The following is a 20,226-nucleotide window of genomic DNA, read 5'->3' on the forward strand; positions in this document are numbered from 1 at the left end:
GATGTGCCATGTATGAAACCCAGTATCATCGGGCCACGTCGGTCGAGGACGCGGCAAAACAAATGGGCGCGGCGGAGGATGGCAAATTCCTCGCCGGTGGCATGACCCTGATCCCAACGATGAAGCAGCGGCTGGCGTCGCCGAGCCATCTGATCGACCTGCGCCATATTCCCGGCCTGAAAGGCATCACCATCACCGGCAGAACCGTGCGTATCGGCGCGGCGACCACGCATTATGACGTCGCGGTTCATGCCGAGCTGGCAAGGCTTTGCCCGGCGATCACGCATCTGGCGGCCCATATCGGCGATCCGCAGGTGCGCAATATGGGAACCATCGGCGGCTCGGTTGCCAATAACGATCCTGCGGCCGATTATCCCGCGGCGCTGCTTGCCCTCAATGCAACCGTCATCACCAGCGCGCGCTCGCTTGCCGCTGCGGATTTCTTTGCCGGCCTGTTTGAAACGGCGCTGGAACCCGACGAGATCGTCACGGCCGTCGAATTCACCGTGCCTGACAGGGCAGCCTACAAAAAGTTCCCGAATCCGGCGTCGCTCTATGCCATGGCTGGCGTGTTCGTTGCCAAGGCTGGCCATGAGGTGCGGGTTGCGGTGACCGGAGCTGGCGAGAACGGCGTGTTCCGGGCGCAGGCGCTGGAGGCGGCGCTGGCAAAGAATTTCAGTGCTGCGGCGCTGGACGGCGTTGTGGTTTCCGCCGATGGCCTGATGTCCGACATGCATGCCTCGGCCGACTACCGCGCCAATCTGGTGAAGGTCATGGCCAAGCGTGCCGTGGCGGAGATCGCGGGTTAGGCCTGTCGCAGCACGATCACCGCATAGCGGCAGGGCTCAGCGCTCTCATTGGCGAAGATGCAGTCATTGGGGGCGCCAAGTTCGAGGCAATCGCCCGCTTCAAGCCGATGAAACGTTTCACCCTCGGTAAAACTCAGCACGCCGCTTAAAATCCAGATCAGTTGCCGCTGGAAGGTATAGGCGGAAGCGGGGAGCGCCACCCGCGCCTTTGCCGGCAGCTCGACATGCACCACATCGACGGGCAGGCCGGAGGCGGGCGAGACATGCCGGCGGATATAGCCGGTTTCGGGATCGGTCCACAGCGGCTGGTCCTGGTAACGCAGCAACCGTCCTTCCTGCATTTCCGCCCGCGCCATCAGCGTTGACATGCTGAGGCCGAAAGCCCCTGAGAACCGCGCCATCAGCATGGCCGTCGGGCTGCTCTGGCCACGCTCCACCCTGTTGATCATGGCGCGCGACACACCGGATTTTTCCGCGAGCTCCGTCAGCGACCAACCGCGCGCCTCCCGCTCGACCCGGATGCGGGCACCGATTTTTGCATCGACATCGTCTATTTTATGAGACATAATGAAACTATAGTAGACGAATGAAAAGGATGCAAGTTGTGATCGTGCGTGCGGCCAGTGAGGCGGATCTTCCAGCCATTCTCGAGATTTACAACGATGCTGTGCTGCACACCACGGCGATCTGGAACGACATGCTGGTCGATCTGGTGAACCGCAGGGTCTGGTTCAACGAGCGGCGGTCAAAGGGATTTCCGGTGCTGGTCAGCGTCGACGATGGCGGCGGTGTCACCGGCTATGCTTCCTTCGGCGACTGGCGTGCCTTCGATGGTTATCGTCACACGGTCGAGCATTCCGTGTATGTCCATAAGGCAGCGCGCGGCGGCGGGATCGGCAAGGCCCTGATGCTGGCGCTGATTGGCGAGGCGCGGGTGCTTGGCAAGCATGCGATGGTTGCCGGTATCGAGTCCGGTAATGCAGCGTCCATCCGCCTGCACGAAAAGCTGGGCTTTCAGGCGGTGGGCCATCTGCCTGAGGTGGGAACCAAATTCGGCAAATGGCTTGACCTGACATTCATGCAGATCACTTTGGACAAGGCTCCGCCGCGTTAGGCGGCGCAGAGTTTTGCCTTCGCCTCGCGGTATTCGCGCTCCAGCCGCTCAACATAGTCTGCGGCGCCGGTTACTTCCTTGATCGCGCCGATGCCCTGGCCGCAACCCCAGATGTCTTTCCAGGCCTTGGCGCCGGTGGTTGCCGCTTCGAAATCCATCTTGGATGGATCGGCTTCTGGCAGGTGATCGGCGTCCATCCCCGAATTGACGATGGATGGCTTGAGATAATTGCCGTGGATGCCCGTGAAATAGTTGGAATAGACAATGTCGGACGAGGCGGAATCAACAATCATCTGCTTGTAGGCATCGACGGCGCGCGCTTCCTTCGTCGCAATGAAGGGCGAGCCGATATAGGCAAGATCCGCACCCATGGCCTGTGCCGCCAGAACCGCCTTGCCCGTCGCGATGGCGCCGGACAGCAGCAACGGCCCGTCGAACCATTCGCGGATTTCCTGGATGAGCGCAAAGGGCGACAATGGTCCGGCGTGCCCGCCTGCACCGGCGGCAACCGCGATCAGCCCGTCCGCGCCCTTGCGGATAGCTGAATTGGCGTGGCGGTTGTTGATGATGTCGTGCAGCACGATCCCGCCATAGGAGTGGATGGCGGCGTTGACTTCCGGCACGGCGCCGAGGGATGAGATAACGATCGGAACCTTGTATTTCACGCACATGGAAAGGTCATGCTCGAGGCGCTTGTTGGACCGGTGCACGATCTGGTTGACCGCAAACGGCGCCGCCGGGCGGTCCGGGTTCTTGGCGTCATGGTCGCGCAGGCCTTCGGTGATCTCGGCCAGCCATTCATCGAGCTGGGCCTCAGGCCGCGCGTTCAGGGCAGGGAAGGAGCCGACAATGCCGGCCTTGCATTGTGCCAGCACGAGGGCCGGGTGCGAAATGATGAACAGCGGTGCGCCGACAACGGGAATGCGCAGCGTCTTCGTCAGGATTTCGGGCAATGCCATGTTCTTCCTCCCATGGAATAAATTTTGACGTTTCCGTAAACGTAACTCTTTTTAGCAGACCACGTGCGGTGATCAAGCGAAAGGTTGGCGCGGTTGCCTGGGCGTGATCAAAGGCGTGTGAGCGGTGTGCGCAGGTCAGTAAAGATGATCCGGGTGCCTCACCGCAAGGGCGATGGCATCGGCCACCTCGTCTTCCCTGTCCCGCAAGACGCTGGTCGCCACACGGATATAGCTGATCGGCCGCACGGAACATTTCTTGCCCGCAAGGACGGCAACCCCGCGCGCTGCGAGGGTTACGAGGGCAAATTGTTCGGACGCCACCGGAATCCACAGGCAGAGGCCTTCGCCGCCGGAAAGATGGACGCCGCGCTCGCCGAGGGCCTGCATCAGCCCATCGCGCCGTTGCTTGTAGATGCTGCGGGCATGTTTCATGCTCGCCTGTGTCGCTTGGTCCTTGAGGAGGAATGCAACGGCCGATTGCAGGACCCGGCTGGTCCATCCTGCGCTGAAGCTGCGGTAGGACTGGATCTGCTCGACGATGCGCGTCGAACTCGACAGCACCGCCAAACGCAGGTCGGGCCCGAGGGATTTGGAATAGGAGACGATGTGCACGACCCGGTCCGGAAAACGGTCGCCAAGGCTGACCGGAGGCAATGAGGAGATGTCTCCCACGCCGTCATCCTCGATGATGAGCGCATCGCTGTCGCTGAGAATGTCTGCGAGTTCCGCAAGCCGGGCAGCACTCACGCCGCGCCCGGTAACCGCATGCGTGCGCGGCTGGAAGAGGAAGGCCGCGGGTTTGCGTTGCAGCGCATCGGCAAGTGAATCGCGCAGCGGTCCGTTTTCGTCACACTGGACCGGCAGGATGTGGGCACCGAGATCTTCCAGAATGTCGAGGAGGCGCATCGCCGTGGGGTCTTCAATGGCGACGAACGATCCGGGCATCACCAGCGCATGCAAGAGCGCGTAGACCGCGTTGTAACCGCCATTGGTGGCAAGAAAGGCCTCGGGTTTGTAGGGCCAGCCTGGTTTTACCGCTGTTTCCAGCTCCGACAGGATGGGAATGCGCCGATAGCTGTTGAGGGTTTCCGCCGAGGCTCCATGCGCCAGGGCATTGGCCAGCGGTGGCAGGAGGTGGACATCCGGAACCGCCATGGAAAGGTCCAGTACGTCATCACCGTAATCGCCTGAACTCGCCAGCCGCAGGGGTTTGGGCGCGATGCGGTCACCGCTGACCCACGTGCCATTGCGTCCGCGTCCGGTGATGATCTTCTGGCGCCGCAACTCGCTCCAGGCTTCCGAAACCGTCGCCGGGCTGATGCCGAGGGTATAGGCGAGATCGCGGATGGCGGGCAGTTTGGTGCCGACGGGAATGGCGCCTGCGCGGATCAGGGCGCTGGTTTCGATGGCGATACCGCGCATTGTCCGGTCATTCAACTTTTCTGCAAACCACTGAACCGAGGCCAATTCGCTCATTTCCATCCCTCTTTTAAATGTTCAGTAACGTAATAGTATTTGATCAGTCAATAATGAACATTTAGCTTCCCTCACGAAAACCGAAATTGCAATGAGGAAATGTCTTGCGTATCACTGTTCGACTGGCTGTCCGCGATTGGGATTATTATACGCCGCTGGCGTTGGGTGACGTCACGTCCGAGAGGCTTGATGTCAAAGTCGACCGGGTCGGCACGCTGATCGGCAATGTCGCAGCCGATCCGCATCATGATGCGGCTGAGATGTCCTTCAGCCGTTATGCGTCGGCGCGGGCCAATGGTGAAACCGATGTCATTGGCGTTCCCAACTTCGTCATGCGCGGCTTTCGCCATCGCTGCATCATCACGGCCAGAAACAGTCCGGTCACCCGGCTGGAACATCTGGCGGGCAAGAAGATTGGCGTGACCGGCTGGCGCGATTCCGGCAATACCTGGACCCGCGCGGCGCTTTCCCATGCCGGCGTCGGTATCGAGAATGCATTCTGGTTTGCCGGCCGCCTCACCGAGGCTCATCCCATCACCGACAGGCTCGACGGTTTTGGCCGCCCTGGCCGCATTGAAGCAGTGCCGGGCGAGCGGCCGATGATGCAATTGCTGGAAACCGGCGAGCTTGACGCCGTGTTCACGCCGTTCATGCCCGAAGGCTTTTTTGGCCCCGCGTCCAAATTCCGCCACGTGCTGACGGATTTCCGGGCGGAGGAACTCGCCTATTTCCATGAGGTTGGCTACGTTCCCGGCATGCATCTCCTGGGGCTGAAGGCATCCTTTGTGGCCGAGCATCCCTGGCTGCCGGAAGAGCTCAGCAATCTGCTGGATGAATCGCAGCGCGTCTGGCTGGAGAAGCGGCGCAAATATGCCGACACCACGCCATGGATCATCGATGAGCTTGGTCACGTCGCCCGGGATTTGCCTTCTCACTGGAACGACAGCGGTTTTGCCGTCAACGAACGGATGATCGCCGATTTTGCCGAACAACTGCACCTGCAAGGATTGACACCGATGCTTCTCTCACCCGCCAACCTTTTCCCGCATCACAGTGACCAGACGTCCGGCTCCACCAGCCGCACGGGAGTTCCGGCATGAGGGTCGCTCTGGGCCAATTTGCCGTCAGCAAGGTCTGGCAGGAAAATGCCGACATCTGCACAAAGCTGATGCGCGATGCCCATGCGGGCGGCGCCGATCTGCTGGTCCTGCCGGAAGGCATTCTTGCCCGCGACATCACCGATCCGGATATCGTGCTGAAGACGGCGCAGCCGCTGGACGGCCCGTTCATGACGCAATTGCTGGCCGAAAGCCGCAACAGCGACATGACCGTGATGATGTGCGTGCATGTCCCGACCGGCGGTCAGCGCGTCTTCAACAATCTGGTGACCATCCGCCGCGGCGAAATCGTCGCCCAATATCTGAAGCTTCATCTTTATGACGCTTTTGCCGCCAAGGAATCCACCAATGTGCAGCCGGGCGGTGAAATTCCCGGTCTCATCGACATTGCGGGGCTCAAGCTTGGCCTCATGACCTGTTACGACCTGCGCTTCCCGGAACTGGCGCGCCGCCATGCGGTGGATGGCGCGGACGTGCTCATCCTTCCCGCCGCATGGGTCAAGGGTCCCGGCAAGGAGGCGCATTGGGAGGTGCTGGTGACGGCGCGGGCGCTGGAAAACACCTGCTACATCGTTGCCGTGGGTGAGTGCGGCGAGCGCAATATCGGTGCCAGCATGGTGGTGGACCCGCTCGGCGTGGCCGTTGTGCGGGCGGGGGAAGGCCCTGCACTGATCTTCGCCGATATCGATCCCAAGCGCATCAGTCATGCGCGTGCGGTCCTGCCGGTTCTCGCCAACCGCCGTTTTGCCCGGCCCGAACTGGCCGGTACGACCGCCTGAACGCAATAGGTTTTCAAGAGATATAAAAAGGGGAACAATAATGAAACTCAAACACCTGACCTTTACCGCGCTGTTTGCGGCAACTCTCGCCGCTGCACCCGCAATGGCCGCGGAGGTGACCATCGCCAAGCAGACGGTCAACGAGGGATTGCGGGCCAAGCTGCCCGAGGAAATCCGCAAGACCGGAAGCATCACCTCGGTCAACAACGGTTCCTTCCCACCCTATGAAATCGTCACGGGCAACACGGAAATGCAGGGCGCCAGCGCCGATCTGACCAAGGCTGTCGGCGAGCTGTGGGGTGTCGAGATCAAGCATGCGACGGTCAGCGGCCTTCCGGCGCTGTTGAGCGGCATCAATTCCGGCCGTTACCAGTTCGCCATGGGTCCGGTGGGCGACTACCCCTCGCGTCAGGGCGCCAATGACTTTGTCGATTATGTGCAGGAGTTCGTGGTGTTTGCCGTACAGAAGGGCAATCCCAAGGGCATTACCTCGCTCGACAACACCTGTGGCAGCCGCATTGCCGTCATGGCGGGTGGTTCGGCCGAAAAGGTCATCAAGGAGCAGGCGGAAAAATGCACCAAGGATGGCAAGGCAGCCATCGAGGTCCAGTCCTTCACCGACCAGCCCACCTCGATTCTGGCGGTCCGCTCAAAGCGGTCCGATGCCTTCTTCTCCTCGCAGGCGCCGCTGATCTATTTCGTCGAGCAGGCCAATGGCCAGCTCGAGCTGACGGGAACCGGCCTGAAGAACGGGTTCGACGATATTTTCCAGGGCGCCGTGGTCGCCAAGGGTTCGCCGCTTGGCGGCATCCTCCTGGAAAGCATCAAGACCCTCATGGACAATGGCACCTATGCTGCCATTTTGAAGAAGTGGGGCCTTGAGAAGAACATGTTGAAGGAGCCCGGAATCAATCTCGCGGGCAAAGCTGCAAAATGACCCAAAACACGTCAACACTGGCATCGCCCGCAAAGGGCGATGCAGAGGCAGTGCTTCGCGATGTGGCGAATGCGCATAAGCCCTTTCGCACGGATCGCTGGCTCCTGTGGGGCATCACGCTCCTGATTGCCGCGAACTTCCTCTGGATCGTCGCCAACAACCAGAATTTCGGCTGGCCGATCGTGTTTCAATGGTTCACCGAAGCCACTGTTCTGCGCGGCCTCTACGTTACGCTGGGCCTGACCGTCGTCGCCATGGCCATCGGCGTGGTCATCGGGCTGGTCCTTGCCATTGCCCGCATGTCGAACGACCGGCTGGCAAGTTCCCTGGCGGGTCTTTACATCTGGTTCTTCCGCGGGACGCCGCTGCTGGTCCAGCTGATCTTCTGGTACAATCTCTCGACGCTTTTCCCGGAGATTTCCATTGCCATTCCCTTCGGTCCGACACTGGCGAGCTGGAACACCAATGATCTGATCACGCCGATGACGGCAGCCATTGCCGGCCTTGCGCTGAACGAGGCAGCCTATATGGCTGAGATTATTCGCGGCGGCCTCCTGTCGGTCGACAAGGGCCAGATTGAAACCACCGAAGCTTTCGGCATGACGCGCACCCGCGCCCTCTGGCGCATCATCATTCCCCAGGCCATGCGCTCCATCGTGCCGCCGACCGGCAATCAGCTGATCAGCATGATCAAGGCAACGTCACTCGTCAGCGTCATCGCCATGGCCGATCTGCTCTATTCCGTGCAGGCGGTCTATAACCGGACCTTCGAGGTCATCCCGATGCTGATGGTGGCGGTGATCTGGTACCTGTTCATCACGTCGATCCTCAATGTCGGGCAGGGTTTCATCGAGCGCTACTATGGTCGCGGCGAACGGGGTTCTTCAACAACCAGGAAGCAGGATAAGGTTGCCGCTGCTGCGTTGAGCGCCGCAACGGCAGTGCCGGCCCTGGCGCAGGAGGCAAGCAAATGACCGCGCAGTTTTCCATGAACGGCACCGAACCGGGCGAAGCGCTGGTGCGGGCCCGCAATGTCCACAAGTCGTTCGGCGACGTGGAGGTATTGATGGGCATTGATCTCGATGTTGCCCCGGGCGAAGTTGTGGTTGTCCTCGGACCCTCCGGTTCGGGCAAGTCCACGTTCCTGCGCTGCATCAACCATCTGGAGGCGATCGACCGCGGTTCCATTGTCGTGGCCGGCGAACAGATCGGTTACTCCCTGCGCAATGGCCGGCTCAACAAGCTGCCGGCGCGGGCCATTGCCGTGCAGCGGCGCCAGATCGGCATGGTGTTCCAGCAGTTCAACCTCTACCCGCATATGACCGCCTTGCAGAACATCATCGAAGCGCCCATCGGCGTGCACAGGCAAAGCCGCAAAGAGGCTACGGAACTTGCCATGGAACTGCTGGCCCGCGTCGGGCTGACCCACAAGGCCGATGCCTATCCCCGGCAATTGTCCGGCGGTCAGCAGCAACGCATCGCCATCGCACGGGCACTCGCAATCCGCCCCAAGCTGATGCTGTTCGACGAGCCGACCTCGGCGCTCGATCCGGAACTGGTTGGCGAAGTGCTGGCGACCATGCGCGATCTGGCTGACCAGGGACTAACGATGATTGTGGTCACGCATGAAATCGGTTTTGCCCGGGAAGCTGCTGACCGGGTGGTCTTCATGGATGGCGGCACCATCATCGAACAGGGCAAACCCGAAGACGTTCTCGGCAACCCGCAGCATCCCCGCACACGGGCGTTTCTGAGCCGTTTCATCTGAATATCGATCTCCCGGCCGTCCGCTCGCGTTCGATGCCGGGGATATTCGCTTTGTATAGAGCGCCAATTCGGGCGAAAACCGCCATCATTGCGCCGCGGTAGTCTTGAATAAGCAGTCAAATCGTCTATGCCTAGCCGGGTCATACGCGCTGCTTTGAAGGGGAAATCGTCGAGTTGGAAGCGATTGAACAAGCCATCCGAAATGCTTTCGCCAAAGCGGATGTGAGCAACCCTGCCGTTCGTCAGAAGATTTACGAATCAGCCTGGACCGCGCATGAGCGTTCGCTGATCGCCAATGGTGCGCTGGATGAGACCGAACGTGAAGAGCGCCGGGAGCATCTCAAAGCCACGATCACACGCATAGAGGGTGAATCGCGCGATGCGCCGCGTGTCGCACCGGAACCCGTCGCGGAACGGCGCGAGCCGTCCATGTCGGCGGGCCCCGCACAATCCAGGCAGGCGGTGTCCGGCCGTGTCGAACCATCCATGGGCGGATCGCTGGATTCCGACCTTGGCCCGGCGGACAACAGCCGTGCCGACAATTACCGGTCGGCCTACAACCAGCCGCGCGTGAAGAAGACCCGCGAACGCCAGAAGGCGCGTGGCCTGACGAAATTCGTCATTATGGTGGCCATTCTGCTGGTGGCGATCGGTCTTCTCTGGCTTGTTGCATCGGGCCTGATCAATTCGAAGCCATCCGGCAGCACACCGCCTGCGTCGAGCGCTGGTCCTGCCGTTGGCAGCCACGAGCCGATGAAGGGCGGGCAGCTTGCCGCGGAAGGCAATTGGATTTCCATTTTCGACCCGTCCGACATGACCCGCGTTTCGATGGCAGGCAGGGCGACAGCCAGCGTTGCCGGCGACAATTTGCAGAAATTCGTGCGGATCAAGTCTCCGGGCCAGAACGATGACATCAGCTTCCAGGTCGGGCAGGGCGTTCTGCAGCAACTGGCGGGTAAGCACGCCATCTTCGATATCATCGCCAAGGCGGAGGACGGTTCGGCGACGCAGATGGCGGTCAGCTGCGATTTCGGTGCCCTCGGCGATTGCGGACGCAAGCGCTACGACGTGACCGATGCAAGCAACGAATATCTGTTCGAATTGCAGTTTCCGGAAGGCAAGAAGCCGGGTGCGGGTGGTATCATCAAGATCAACTCGGATATTGCCCGCACGGGAAAAGCGATCGATATCTTTTCCATCCGCGTGCTGGTCGCGAACTGAACCAGCATGGCGCGGGCGTTCCTGTCCTCGGGTGATCTGATTGCGGACCGCCGCGCTTCCTATGCTGATATGCTGTTTGAGTCCGGTGACCATGTGGCCGCCGCCGATCTGATGCGGCAGGCGCTGGACATCGTGCCGGCTTGGACCGCCGGGCTCTATCGCCTGGGCGAAATGGAGGAAGCTGCGGGTGACGAGGATGCGGCAGCCGAAACGTGGCGGCGCCTGCTGGAACTCGACCCCGATGACCGCTTCGGTGCCACGCTGAAACTGGCGGCCTCGGGCTATGCGGTGGTGCCGGACAATCCGCCGACGGCCTATGTCGAGACCCTGTTCGATGCCTATGCCCCGACCTTCGAGGCGGCACTTCTGGAAAAGCTGTACTATCGCGTGCCGGAACTTTTGGCCAAGGCCATCAAGGCGGGGGCGCCCGGAAGACACTATCAGTCCATGCTCGATGTCGGCTGCGGCACAGGGCTGGTGGGTGAATATTTCCGGGCGGATGTGAACCATATGGCCGGTATGGACCTCTCCGAGGCGATGCTGCAGAAGGCCGAGGAAAAACATGTCTATGACCGCCTCTTCAAAGGCGATGTCAATGAACTCCACTATCCCGCAGGTTCGGCCGATCTCATTATCGCTGCGGATGTGTTTGTCTATGTCGGCGATCTCGACAGGGCCTTTGCCCGTCTGGTCGAGGTGCTTGGCCCTGATGGGCTCTTTGCCTTTTCGGTTGAAACCCATGCCGAAGATGGCGAGCTGATCCTGCAGTCCTCGCTGCGCTACACCCATTCGGAAGAGTATGTCCGCCGCCTCCTGGCCGAACATGGGCTTGCCCCGGTAACGATCGGGCGCGAGGCGATCCGCTTTGACCGCGGCGAACCCCTGCAGGGCCTGATCACCGTTGCCAGGCGCGCCTGATCAGTCTTTCCGGAACATCAGGCGGCCCATCCAGCCGGTAATCACGGCCAGAAACACGGCAAACAGGCCGTAGAGAAGGCTGTTCTCATGCGCAGCCTTGTAGATGCGGTATTCCAGCCCGGCTTTCACGATATTGAGGCTGGTCGAGCTTTCGCGCAGGAATTCGCCGTTGCGGAACAGAAAGGCCCGCGCCTGATGCTTGCCGACCGGCACATTGGCAGGCAGGGACAAAGTTGCGCGGAACAGGGTCGATGACAGGAACTGCACCTCACCCGGACGCTGGCTGTAGAGGCTCTGCTTGAGTTTCAACCTTGGCAGTTCCTTGGTGAATTCCCGCAGCGATGCGCTGGAACTGAATCCGTCGGGCATCGGCTCGTAATAGATATTGTTCACGCCGAGGGCCAGTTGGGCAAATATCTTGGGAACGGCAATATCCTGGAGGTTTCGTGTCGAGGCCAGCGAATAGGACGCCGGAATATGCTGGAACGTTACCGATTCCGCATTGATCCAGACGCCGAAGAACCGGTCCTTGCGCCGCACGACGAAATCGCGTTCTGGGCCCTGCAGGATCACGACGATATCATAGCGGCCCTGCCGCTGGATCAGCGGGTCGGCATTGTCGAGCGCGCCGAAGACGGTCAGGTCCGTGCCGCGAAAGCCCGAGGTGATGGCAATCGTGTCGGTCGACAGGCCGATCTCGACGGTTTCCTTGTTGCCCGGTACCTGTTGCGCCGCGGCTGTGGACAGCGATGCCAGGATGAGAAGAAGGGTGGCTGCCAAAGCTCTCATGATGCCCCCGGCGCCGCCAGCGCAATGGCGATCGAATAGAGATCATCCGGGGTCACAAAGAGTTCGATGGCAAGGCGCAGGCCTACGGCCAGAACCAGCGTGGCGAGCAGCGCGCGCAATTGCTCGCCGCGCAGTTTTTGCCCGATGCGGGTGCCGTATTGCGCGCCGATGACGCCGCCGCTCATCAGGAGAAAGGCCAGCACGATATCGACCGACTGGTTGGTCGTTGCCTGCATGACGGTGGTAAAAGCCGTCACGAACACGATCTGGTAGAGCGATGTCCCGATAACCACATTGGTCGGCACTTTGAGAAGATAGATCATGGCCGGAACCATGATGAAGCCGCCGCCCACACCCATGATCGAGGACAGGAAGCCGATGGCTGCGCCAAGCGCCAGGATCGGGATGATGCTCACATAAATCTTCGAGGCGCGAAACCGCATCTTGAAGGGCAGGCGGTGCACCCAATTGTGCTGTCCCGGTTTCTTGAGGCTGGCAAGCTGTCCGGCCCTTGTCCGGCGCATGGACCTGACGCTTTCCAATAGCATGAGCCCGCCGATCGTGCTCAGGAAGATCACGTAGAGCAGGGACACGATCAGGTCGAGCTGGCCGAGTTCGCGCAGCAGGACAAAGACGTAAATGCCGATGCCTGCGCCCGCCACGCCGCCAATGACAAGCAGCGTCCCCAGTTTGACGTCGAGCGTGCCGCGCTTGAAATGTGACAGCGCGCCGGTGAAGGACGAGGCAATGACCTGGTTTGCGCCGGTGGCAACGGCAACGGCGGGCGGGATATTGTAGAAGATCAGCAGCGGCGTGATGAGGAACCCGCCGCCGACGCCGAACATGCCCGACAGGAATCCAACTGCTGCCCCCATGCCGAACAGCACGAAGATATTGACCGAAATCTCGGCTATTGGCAGGTAGATTCCCAATTCAGACCCCGAACCCATCACGGCGTTGTGGCGATTGTTCGCACACCAGTGGAACGAATTTGACATTCGCGCCCCATTTGACATCACGCGCACCACGCGAATGTCAAATTCAAAGTTCCACTGGAACCATATACTTCCTAGTGGTCCTATGATTCTGACATTTGCCTGAATGGCTTGTATCAGAGGAATGCAAATGTCAGAATCGGACCACTAGAATGACAGTAATTCTTTAATGCATTCTGCGCGCAGGCTGACACAGGATGCTTTAAGTTTCTTGCCCTCAGCCGCGCGCCGAGTCAAACAATGACTGCTGGGGCGTCAGCGTGTTGCCCCAAACACGAACCCGTGTGTCGCAACAGTCGCCTTGGCCGGTTCAGGTGTTCTTTTCGAGCAGCCGCTTGACCAGGTCCTTGTCGATATTGCCCGTTGGCTTCAGGCCGTTGCTCTTCTGGAACGCCATGATGGCATCGCGGGTTTTCGCGCCCATCCTGCCGTCCGACCCGCCCGCATCATAGCCATTCTTGTTGAGAATCAGCTGAATGTTGCGGATGGCCTTTTCCATATTGATGGACCCGGTGGTGGCCGGGCTCTCGCGCCATTCCTCCGGAACGCTCAAGGCATTGGTATCCGGATTCATCTGTTTTGGCTTCCACAGCTCGGTGGCTTCGCGCGCCCGTGTCAGCTGATCGGAGGTCATGGCCTTTGCCACTTCATCGCGCTTCTGGCCGGCATCCTTGTCGCCAGCGTTGGCGGCGAGGGCAAACCACTTGTAGCTCTCTTCCAGATTCTGCCGCATCCCCATGCCCTTGGCCGACAGGATGGCGAGATTGAACTGGCTGTCCTTCACGCCAAGTTCGGCCGCCCTGGTAAACCACATGACCGCGGATTCATTGTCCGGCGCACCATTTGCACCGGCTGCGAACAGCACGGCCAGATTGTGCATCGCGCTGGCATTGCCCTGTTCGGCGGCCAGTTGGTAATAGGTCTTTGCCTTGGCGAGATCGCGCGGAACACCGAGGCCTTTTTCGGCAAAATTTCCCAGGCGGTATTGTGCCGGTGCAAAACCCTTGTCGGCCGCAAGCGTGTACCACTCGGCTGCCTTGGCGTAATCGCTCTGGACACCCCGGCCTTCCATGTAGCGGTCGCCGATTTCAAACAGAGCCTTGGTATTGCCGCTGGCCGCTGCTTCGCGCAGGGGTTCCGGGCCTGCTTCGGCCGGAATGGCGGGAATCTGGCTGACATTCGCATCGACCTTCGCTGCCGCCGGGACATTCGTGCCGGAAGTCTGGGCGGCAATCAGGCTGCCCACGGTTTCCTGCGTTGGTGCAGGTGCAGCGGCTTGGTCCTCGTTCGGGGTGCTTCCGGCAGCAGTTTGTGGAGCGGGGGCAGGCGCGGACGGCGCCGGTGCTGCCGGAGCCGCGGATACGGCAACCTGCGCCTTGGGTTCGGCCGCCGGCACCATCGGTGCTGCAACGGAACCGGTATCGCTGCTCATCGCCGCCGGACCGCTGAAGAAGGCGTTCTTCAGCTGCAGGCCCGCGATCGCGATCATGATGGCGCCAATGGCGAGGAGAATGGGCTTGCGCTGGCGGGCCAGGAGGCTGCCCTTCTTGCCTTCAACGCTGTCCTTGCGGCCAGAACCGCGTGTCTGGCTTTCGACTTCAGCCGCCGCTGCCTGCGCAGCGCGGCGGGCTGCGGCGATGAAATCCGCCTTGCCAATGCCTGTATCGCCCGCCAGGTGCATCTCGCGGCGTTCGTCGCGCACCCGCTTGAGGATGGAGTTGAGATCCGGCATGCCCGAGCCGGGTTCAAGCGGCCGGTTGAGAATCTCGGCGTCAAGATCAGCCTTGTCGTCGTTTTTTTCATCGCTGCCGATTGTCTCGATGACCGGTTCCCGGTGCGCCTGTTCCTGTCTGCCGCGGGATTTCATGCCGCGCGTGAGGCTGCCCAGCAGGGATTTGCGTGCCGGAGCCGCTTCGTCCATGGCCTCGGCATCGTCTGCGGCCATTGTCATGTGCGCCGAAACATCATCCAGCTTGGAAAAGACCGGAGCTTCAAAAGCGGCCTCGGCGTCGCGGTAGGGCGTTTCATAGGCGTCAACCGTGGCCTTGGCTTTGGGAGCCGCGGCAACATGTGATCCGGCAGCCGCGCCATTCTCCAGCGAGCCAAGGCGGTCTACGATCTTCAAAAGCGTGTCGTGGATCGCCTCGAAGGTCTTGGAGTTGCGGTCTTCCGATTTGCGGGCAAGGCCTTCCAGGGTTTTCAGATCGTCGGCGAGCTCGCGGGCGATGACGCCGTCATGGGCATTGCCGAAATTGGCCGAATTGCGGATGGCTTCCGACGCCGCCTGGCGTGCAGCTTCCACGACGAAGTCGCGGTTCATGGCCATCGATTCCTCGATGGCATCAAGGCGCGGCGGGATGGCGGCAAATTCCGCATAGCGATCGTTGGAATGGGAGAGGTGTTCGGCAAGACCGGCAATCTGCAATTCAAGATTGCGGATTGCATCGTTCGAACCTTCGGCCTGCGGCACATTCTCGGCGATATAGCGCGCCATGTCGTCGAAGCGGGCTTCGAGATTGTCGGTCAGCCGGATGTCGCTGTGCTCGGCCATCATGTGATGATCGTCGAGACGGCGGGTCAGCTCTTCGAAGCGCTGGTCGATCTGGTGCATGAATGCCGGATCGGCAGCCGGCGCCTGCTGGGGCGCTGTTTCCAGGCGGTGGATGACGTGCAGGACCCGGTCTTCCAGATCGCGGAAATCGGAAATGCTGATGGAGGCCGGTGTGTTTTCGAGATGACGGGTGACGGACGACAGCTGTTCCGACAGCGCGTCAAGATTGACCGCCGGCGTTGCGCGCATGGCTGCCAGATGATCAACGCGCTCGGCCAGTTCGCCCATGCGCTGCAGGATCGTGTCCGAGGTGCGGTCATAGGCAACCGCCTCGACCTTGCTGCTCAGGGTTGCGATGCGCGCTTCAAGGCGCTCGAATGCATCGGTGTCACTGTGATTTGCGTGGGCAGGACGAGCCGTTGCCACGATGGCGCGGCTGATTTCATCGAGCCGCTCATCCATCTGGCGCATGAAATCGCCATTCACGCCGGATGTCCCCGTGCGCGACATCTGCTCCACCGCGCTGGCCAATGTCTTGAGCTTGTCTTCGACCTTCTTCAGCGGAATCGATTGCGGCAATACATCCACCGCCTGGCGGATCTGGTCGAGCCGCCCGCCCAGCGGATGATCCTGACGGAACGCATCGAAGCGTTCATCCATCGCGTCCCAGCGATTGTTCAGGTTTTTGACCGATTCTTCGCGGGCGAGCGTCGTGACTGTCCGCTTCAATTCATCGAGATCACCGCGCAGCATTGACAGATGGCCATTGTCCGCGCGGCCGGTCCTGTCGTTCAGGTTGCGGCTTGCGGTTGACTGGTGCAGGCGCTGCAAGGTTTCCGTGTGCGGTTCGGCGGAAGACCGGGCCGGCGCGCGGGCATCGTCGCGCATTTCCTCGCGCAACTGCTTGATGCGGGCAGCAATGGCCGAAAGGTCATGCTTGCCGTTCTGGGGCTTGCTGGCAAAGGACGGCAGGTCGTCGGATGGACGCTGTTTCGGTGCCGATGCAGCGCCCGCGCGGGAAGCCAGTGCGGCGAAGCGGTCGGCAATATCCGTCTGGTCCTGGTCGACATCCGGATAATCCGGCTCCATCGTCTCGCGCAGCTGGCTTTCCAGCGCTTCGAGCGTGCGGTTGATACTGTCCAGCGATGTGGTCTCGCGGCGTGACCGGTTCACATTGACCTGTTCCAGTAGTGACCTTTGGTTCGTCATGGACGCCTGCTTTGCCGTGTTTACGCCGGTGATCCGGCGGGTTAATTCTGTTTCACGGGGCAAGTCCGGACGCGCTGGCGATGTTCGCCTGCCACCCTGGCCTTGTCTGGTCTCGGTCTTCCGAAGCTCAAGAATGCGTTCTGCACATTGCCAATCCGGAAAGCCGGGACCGTTTGCCCCATGCGGTCCGACAAGCCGTGAAAAACAAATCACTCATAGACACGGTTCACCGACACCGTGACATTGGCGAAACGTGGTAAACAACTGGTTAAGAGATGGGCTGCAACCGTTAAAAATGTGATACGCTGGCATTGTAATTCATAGACGCGGCACCGGCCGAAATCGCTTGAATCCATCTCTCATCGCCATCGTCCCGTTAAACAGGGCATCCCATTCAGAAAGATTGATTCACAGGAGCAAAACTTCACAAAATTTTGACGTTTACGGAAACGTCAAAATTTGCTAGAGAGATGGAAAATCCGACGGCACCGAAGTCTCCGGGCCGTTTTGCTCGTTTATGTTTTGGAGGAAACTGATGCCGAGTTATCGCGCGCCCGTTGAAGACACGCTTTTCATTCTGAACGATGTCCTGGGCTATGAACGCTACAACAACCTGCCAGGTTTCGCCGATGCATCGCCGGATATCGTCGCGGCAATCCTGAGCGAAGGCGCCAAGCTGGCCGAGAACACGCTGTTTCCGATCAACCAGTCCGGTGATCATGAAGGCTGCGTGCGTCATGCGGACGGCACGGTCACCACCCCCAAAGGCTTCAAGGCCGCGTTCGACCAGTACCGCGAGGGCGGCTGGATGAGTTTGGCTGTGCCAGCAGAGTTCGGCGGTCAGGGTCTTCCCTATGCGCTGCATGTTGCCGTTGGCGAATATATGTCCTCGGCCAACATGGCGCTGGTGATGTATCCCGGCCTGACGCAGGGAGCGATCGCCGCGATCCTGACCCATGGTACCGACGACCAGAAGCAGACCTATCTGCCCAAGATGGTCGATGGCACCTGGACCGGCACGATGAACCTCACCGAGCCGCATTGCGGCACCGATCTCGGCCTGCTGCGCACCAAGGCTGTGCCCAATGCCGATGGTTCCTACAAGATTTCCGGCCAGAAGATTTTCATCTCCGCCGGCGAGCACGACATGTCGGAAAACATTATCCATCTGGTGCTTGCCCGCATCGAGGGCGCGCCGGAAGGCGTGAAAGGCATTTCCCTGTTCATCGTGCCGAAGTTCAATCTCGACGACAGCGGCAATGCCGGTACGCGCAACGGCGTCTCCTGCGGCTCGATCGAAGAGAAGATGGGCATCCACGCCAATTCGACCTGCGTGATGAACTATGACGAAGCCACGGGCTACCTGATCGGCGGCGAGAACAAGGGGCTGCGCGCCATGTTCACGATGATGAACGAGGCGCGTCTCGGCGTTGCGCTGCAGGGCTTGTCCATCGGTGAAATCGCCTACCAGAACGCGGTGGAATATGCCCGCGAGCGTCTCCAGGGCCGTTCGTTGACCGGACCGAAAGCGCCGGACAAGAAAGCTGATCCGCTGATCGTTCACCCGGATATCCGCCGCATCCTGATGACGATCAAGTCGTTCAATGAAGCGGGCCGCGCCTTCATCCTGTGGTCCGCGCTCAAATCCGATGTCGCGCATCGTTCCGACGACGAGGGTGACAAGCAGATTGCCGATGATATTCTCAGTCTGATGACCCCCGTTCTCAAGGGCGTCCTGACGGACAAGGGGTTTGAACATGCTGTGATGGCGCAACAGGTCTATGGCGGTCACGGCTACATCGAAGAACACGGCATGAGCCAGTATGTGCGCGATGCGCGCATTGCCATGATCTATGAAGGTGCCAACGGCGTTCAGGCGCTCGATCTCGTCGGCCGCAAGCTTGGTGCCAATGGTGGCCGTGCCGTCATGGCGTTCTTCAAGGAAGTCGGCGATTTCTGCGAGGAGAACCGCGGCGATGAAAAGCTTGCCTTCTTCACCAAGCATCTGAAGAAAGGCCTCAATGATCTTCAGGCCGCCTCGATGTGGCTGATGCAGAACGGTATGGCCAACCCGGACAATGCCGGGGCCGCGTCGACCGATTACATGCATCTGTTCGGTCTGGTGTCGCTTGGCTACATGTGGGCACAGATTGCCAAGGCATCCCATGCGAAACTGGCAGACGGTGCCGAAAAGAAGGATTTCTACGAGACCAAGCTCGTCACCGGGAAATTCTTCATGGAACGCGTCATGCCGGAAACATCGGCGCATCTCGCCCGTATCCAGACCGGCGCGGACACGATGATGGCGTTGACGGCGGAGGCGTTCTGATTGATGCAAAAGGGAGCGGAGGCTCCCATATGCAGCGAAAGGTGATTTCTAGGGAGGTTAGAGATGTCTATTCGGCCGGAAGACGTGTTGGGCGTGCCAAAACCCGACTGGAAGACTGACGATGTGGTGATGCTGCAGGACATGGCTTCGAAATTTCTCGAAGCCGAGGTTCTGCCGCACTATGACCGTTTCGAAAAACAGGAAATTTTTGATCGTTCCGTCTGGGAGCTTGCAGGCGAGAACGGGCTTCTGTGCGCCTCCATGCCGGAAGAATATGGCGGTGCCGGCGGTACCTATGCCCATGAAAGCGCGATCCTCGAAGCCATCAGCCATGTGGGTGTCGATGGCTTCGGCATAGCCCTGCACAATTCGATCGTTGCTCCCTATATTCTTCACTATGGTTCGGAAGAGCAGAAGAAGAAGTGGCTGCCGAAGATGGCGACCGGCGAACTGATCGGTGCCATCGCCATGACCGAGCCGGGTGCAGGTTCCGACCTTCAGGGCGTGAAGACAAGCGCCAAGAAGGACGGCAATCAATACGTCATCAACGGATCGAAGACCTTCATCACCAATGGCCAGCTCGCCAACCTGGTTGTCGTCGTGACCAAGACAGACCCGTCACAGGGTGCCAAGGGCACATCGCTCATTGTGGTCGAGACGGACGGACAGGAGGGTTTCGAACGTGGCCGCAACCTCGATAAGGTCGGGCTGAAATCGAACGATACCTCGGAGCTGTTCTTCAACAATGTCCGTGTGCCAACCGCGAACCTGCTTGGAACCGAAGAGGGGCAGGGCTTTGTGCAGCTGATGCAGCAATTGCCGCAGGAACGTCTTCAGATCGGCGGCACGGCCATTGCCATGGCCGAGCGCGCCATCGCAATTACCTCGGACTATGTCAAGGAGCGCAAGGCCTTCGGCAAGGCGGTCATCGATTTCCAGAACACCCAGTTCAAGCTGGCGGAGATGAAGACGGAAGCCACAATCGGCCGCGTCTTCTATAACCATTGCGTCGAACGCCACGTTAATGGCGGCCTCGACCCGGTCACTGCCTCCATGGCAAAATACTGGCTGAGTGACCTGCAGAACAAGATCGTTGACGAATGCCTGCAATTGCATGGCGGCTACGGTTACATGAACGAATATCCGATCGCACGTATGTTCCGCGATGCCCGCGTCCAGCGGATTTATGGCGGGACCAATGAAATCATGAAGCTTTTGATCGCCCGCAGCCTCTGAGGTGCGGTTCGAAAAGGGA

Annotated in this window: 17 protein-coding genes; 11 read left to right on the plus strand and 6 right to left on the minus strand. The window is 60.2% G+C overall.

Annotated features, from left to right (window positions below):
- Positions 1-8 precede the first annotated feature (8 nt).
- Positions 9-809, plus strand: coding sequence for an FAD binding domain-containing protein (locus ACTJJ7_RS26520; RefSeq protein WP_440969352.1), 801 nt, complete (start codon positions 9-11; stop codon positions 807-809).
- Here ACTJJ7_RS26520 and ACTJJ7_RS26525 read toward each other — a convergent pair.
- Positions 806-1,375 carry a helix-turn-helix domain-containing protein gene (locus ACTJJ7_RS26525; protein WP_440969353.1) on the minus strand — a complete coding sequence of 190 codons (570 nt, stop codon included), beginning with the start codon at positions 1,373-1,375 and terminating at the stop codon, positions 806-808. The two genes, ACTJJ7_RS26520 and ACTJJ7_RS26525, sit on opposite strands and share 4 nt — an antisense overlap.
- Positions 1,376-1,404: 29 nt before the next feature.
- On the opposite strand from ACTJJ7_RS26525, the gene ACTJJ7_RS26530 reads away from it, so the two are divergent.
- Positions 1,405-1,923, plus strand: coding sequence for an N-acetyltransferase family protein (locus ACTJJ7_RS26530; RefSeq protein WP_440969354.1), 519 nt, complete (start codon positions 1,405-1,407; stop codon positions 1,921-1,923).
- On the opposite strand, the gene ACTJJ7_RS26535 is transcribed toward ACTJJ7_RS26530, so the two are convergent.
- Together ACTJJ7_RS26535 and ACTJJ7_RS26540 are read right to left on the minus strand one after the other, a co-directional pair.
- On the minus strand, positions 1,920-2,882 hold the full coding sequence (locus ACTJJ7_RS26535) for an NAD(P)H-dependent flavin oxidoreductase (RefSeq protein ID WP_105736540.1): 963 nt from the start codon (positions 2,880-2,882) through the stop codon (positions 1,920-1,922). The genes ACTJJ7_RS26530 and ACTJJ7_RS26535 overlap by 4 nt on opposite strands.
- A 135-nt stretch (positions 2,883-3,017) precedes the next feature.
- Positions 3,018-4,358: a PLP-dependent aminotransferase family protein gene (locus tag ACTJJ7_RS26540; RefSeq protein WP_440969355.1), complete on the minus strand. Its 1,341-nt coding sequence runs from the start codon at positions 4,356-4,358 to the stop codon at positions 3,018-3,020.
- A 104-nt stretch (positions 4,359-4,462) separates the two neighbouring features.
- Between ACTJJ7_RS26540 and ACTJJ7_RS26545 the strand changes: the two genes are divergently transcribed.
- The 7 genes from ACTJJ7_RS26545 (at position 4,463) to ACTJJ7_RS26575 (ending at position 11,098) form a co-directional block, all read left to right on the plus strand.
- Entirely contained in the window at positions 4,463-5,458 is a 996-nt protein-coding gene (locus ACTJJ7_RS26545; protein WP_440969356.1) for a nitrate ABC transporter substrate-binding protein, read from the plus strand.
- Entirely contained in the window at positions 5,455-6,255 is an 801-nt protein-coding gene (locus tag ACTJJ7_RS26550; RefSeq protein ID WP_105736536.1) for a deaminated glutathione amidase, read from the plus strand. Before ACTJJ7_RS26545 ends, ACTJJ7_RS26550 begins: the two co-directional genes overlap by 4 nt.
- Positions 6,256-6,295: 40 nt before the next feature.
- Entirely contained in the window at positions 6,296-7,192 is an 897-nt protein-coding gene (locus ACTJJ7_RS26555) for an ABC transporter substrate-binding protein (RefSeq protein ID WP_440969357.1), read from the plus strand.
- Positions 7,189-8,166: an amino acid ABC transporter permease gene (locus tag ACTJJ7_RS26560; RefSeq protein WP_440969358.1), complete on the plus strand. Its 978-nt coding sequence runs from the start codon at positions 7,189-7,191 to the stop codon at positions 8,164-8,166. Before ACTJJ7_RS26555 ends, ACTJJ7_RS26560 begins: the two co-directional genes overlap by 4 nt.
- A 14-nt stretch (positions 8,167-8,180) precedes the next feature.
- Positions 8,181-8,960 carry an amino acid ABC transporter ATP-binding protein gene (locus ACTJJ7_RS26565; protein WP_440969365.1) on the plus strand — a complete coding sequence of 260 codons (780 nt, stop codon included), beginning with the start codon at positions 8,181-8,183 and terminating at the stop codon, positions 8,958-8,960.
- Between the two features lie 221 nt (positions 8,961-9,181).
- Entirely contained in the window at positions 9,182-10,180 is a 999-nt protein-coding gene (locus tag ACTJJ7_RS26570; RefSeq protein ID WP_440969359.1) for a hypothetical protein, read from the plus strand.
- Positions 10,181-10,186: 6 nt separating this feature from the next.
- Complete coding sequence (locus ACTJJ7_RS26575) at positions 10,187-11,098, plus strand: methyltransferase domain-containing protein (protein WP_440969360.1); 912 nt, start codon at positions 10,187-10,189, stop codon at positions 11,096-11,098.
- Here ACTJJ7_RS26575 and ACTJJ7_RS26580 read toward each other — a convergent pair whose 3' ends face one another.
- The 3 genes from ACTJJ7_RS26580 to ACTJJ7_RS26590 all read right to left on the minus strand — a co-directional run bounded on the left by ACTJJ7_RS26580 (position 11,099) and on the right by ACTJJ7_RS26590 (position 16,642).
- Entirely contained in the window at positions 11,099-11,887 is a 789-nt protein-coding gene (locus tag ACTJJ7_RS26580) for a TIGR02186 family protein (protein WP_105736526.1), read from the minus strand.
- Positions 11,884-12,837: a sulfite exporter TauE/SafE family protein gene (locus ACTJJ7_RS26585; RefSeq protein WP_199537991.1), complete on the minus strand. Its 954-nt coding sequence runs from the start codon at positions 12,835-12,837 to the stop codon at positions 11,884-11,886. Before ACTJJ7_RS26585 ends, ACTJJ7_RS26580 begins: the two co-directional genes overlap by 4 nt.
- Before the next feature lie 355 nt (positions 12,838-13,192).
- The gene (locus ACTJJ7_RS26590; RefSeq protein ID WP_440969361.1) at positions 13,193-16,642 is read right to left on the minus strand and encodes a peptidoglycan-binding protein; all 3,450 of its coding nucleotides are present in this window, start codon (positions 16,640-16,642) and stop codon (positions 13,193-13,195) included.
- Positions 16,643-17,177: 535 nt separating this feature from the next.
- Between ACTJJ7_RS26590 and ACTJJ7_RS26595 the strand changes: the two genes are divergently transcribed.
- Both ACTJJ7_RS26595 and ACTJJ7_RS26600 read left to right on the plus strand, forming a co-directional pair.
- Positions 17,178-18,971 (plus strand): acyl-CoA dehydrogenase C-terminal domain-containing protein, encoded by a 1,794-nt coding sequence (locus ACTJJ7_RS26595; protein ID WP_105736522.1) that lies wholly within the window; start codon positions 17,178-17,180, stop codon positions 18,969-18,971.
- 63 nt (positions 18,972-19,034) lie between these two features.
- A complete protein-coding gene (locus ACTJJ7_RS26600; RefSeq protein ID WP_440969362.1) occupies positions 19,035-20,207 on the plus strand; it encodes an acyl-CoA dehydrogenase family protein in 1,173 nt (390 codons plus the stop codon).
- The last annotated feature ends 19 nt before the right edge of the window (positions 20,208-20,226 follow it).

Source organism: Phyllobacterium sp. 22229 (genome assembly GCF_052056495.1).
Lineage (GTDB): Bacteria > Pseudomonadota > Alphaproteobacteria > Rhizobiales > Rhizobiaceae > Phyllobacterium > Phyllobacterium myrsinacearum.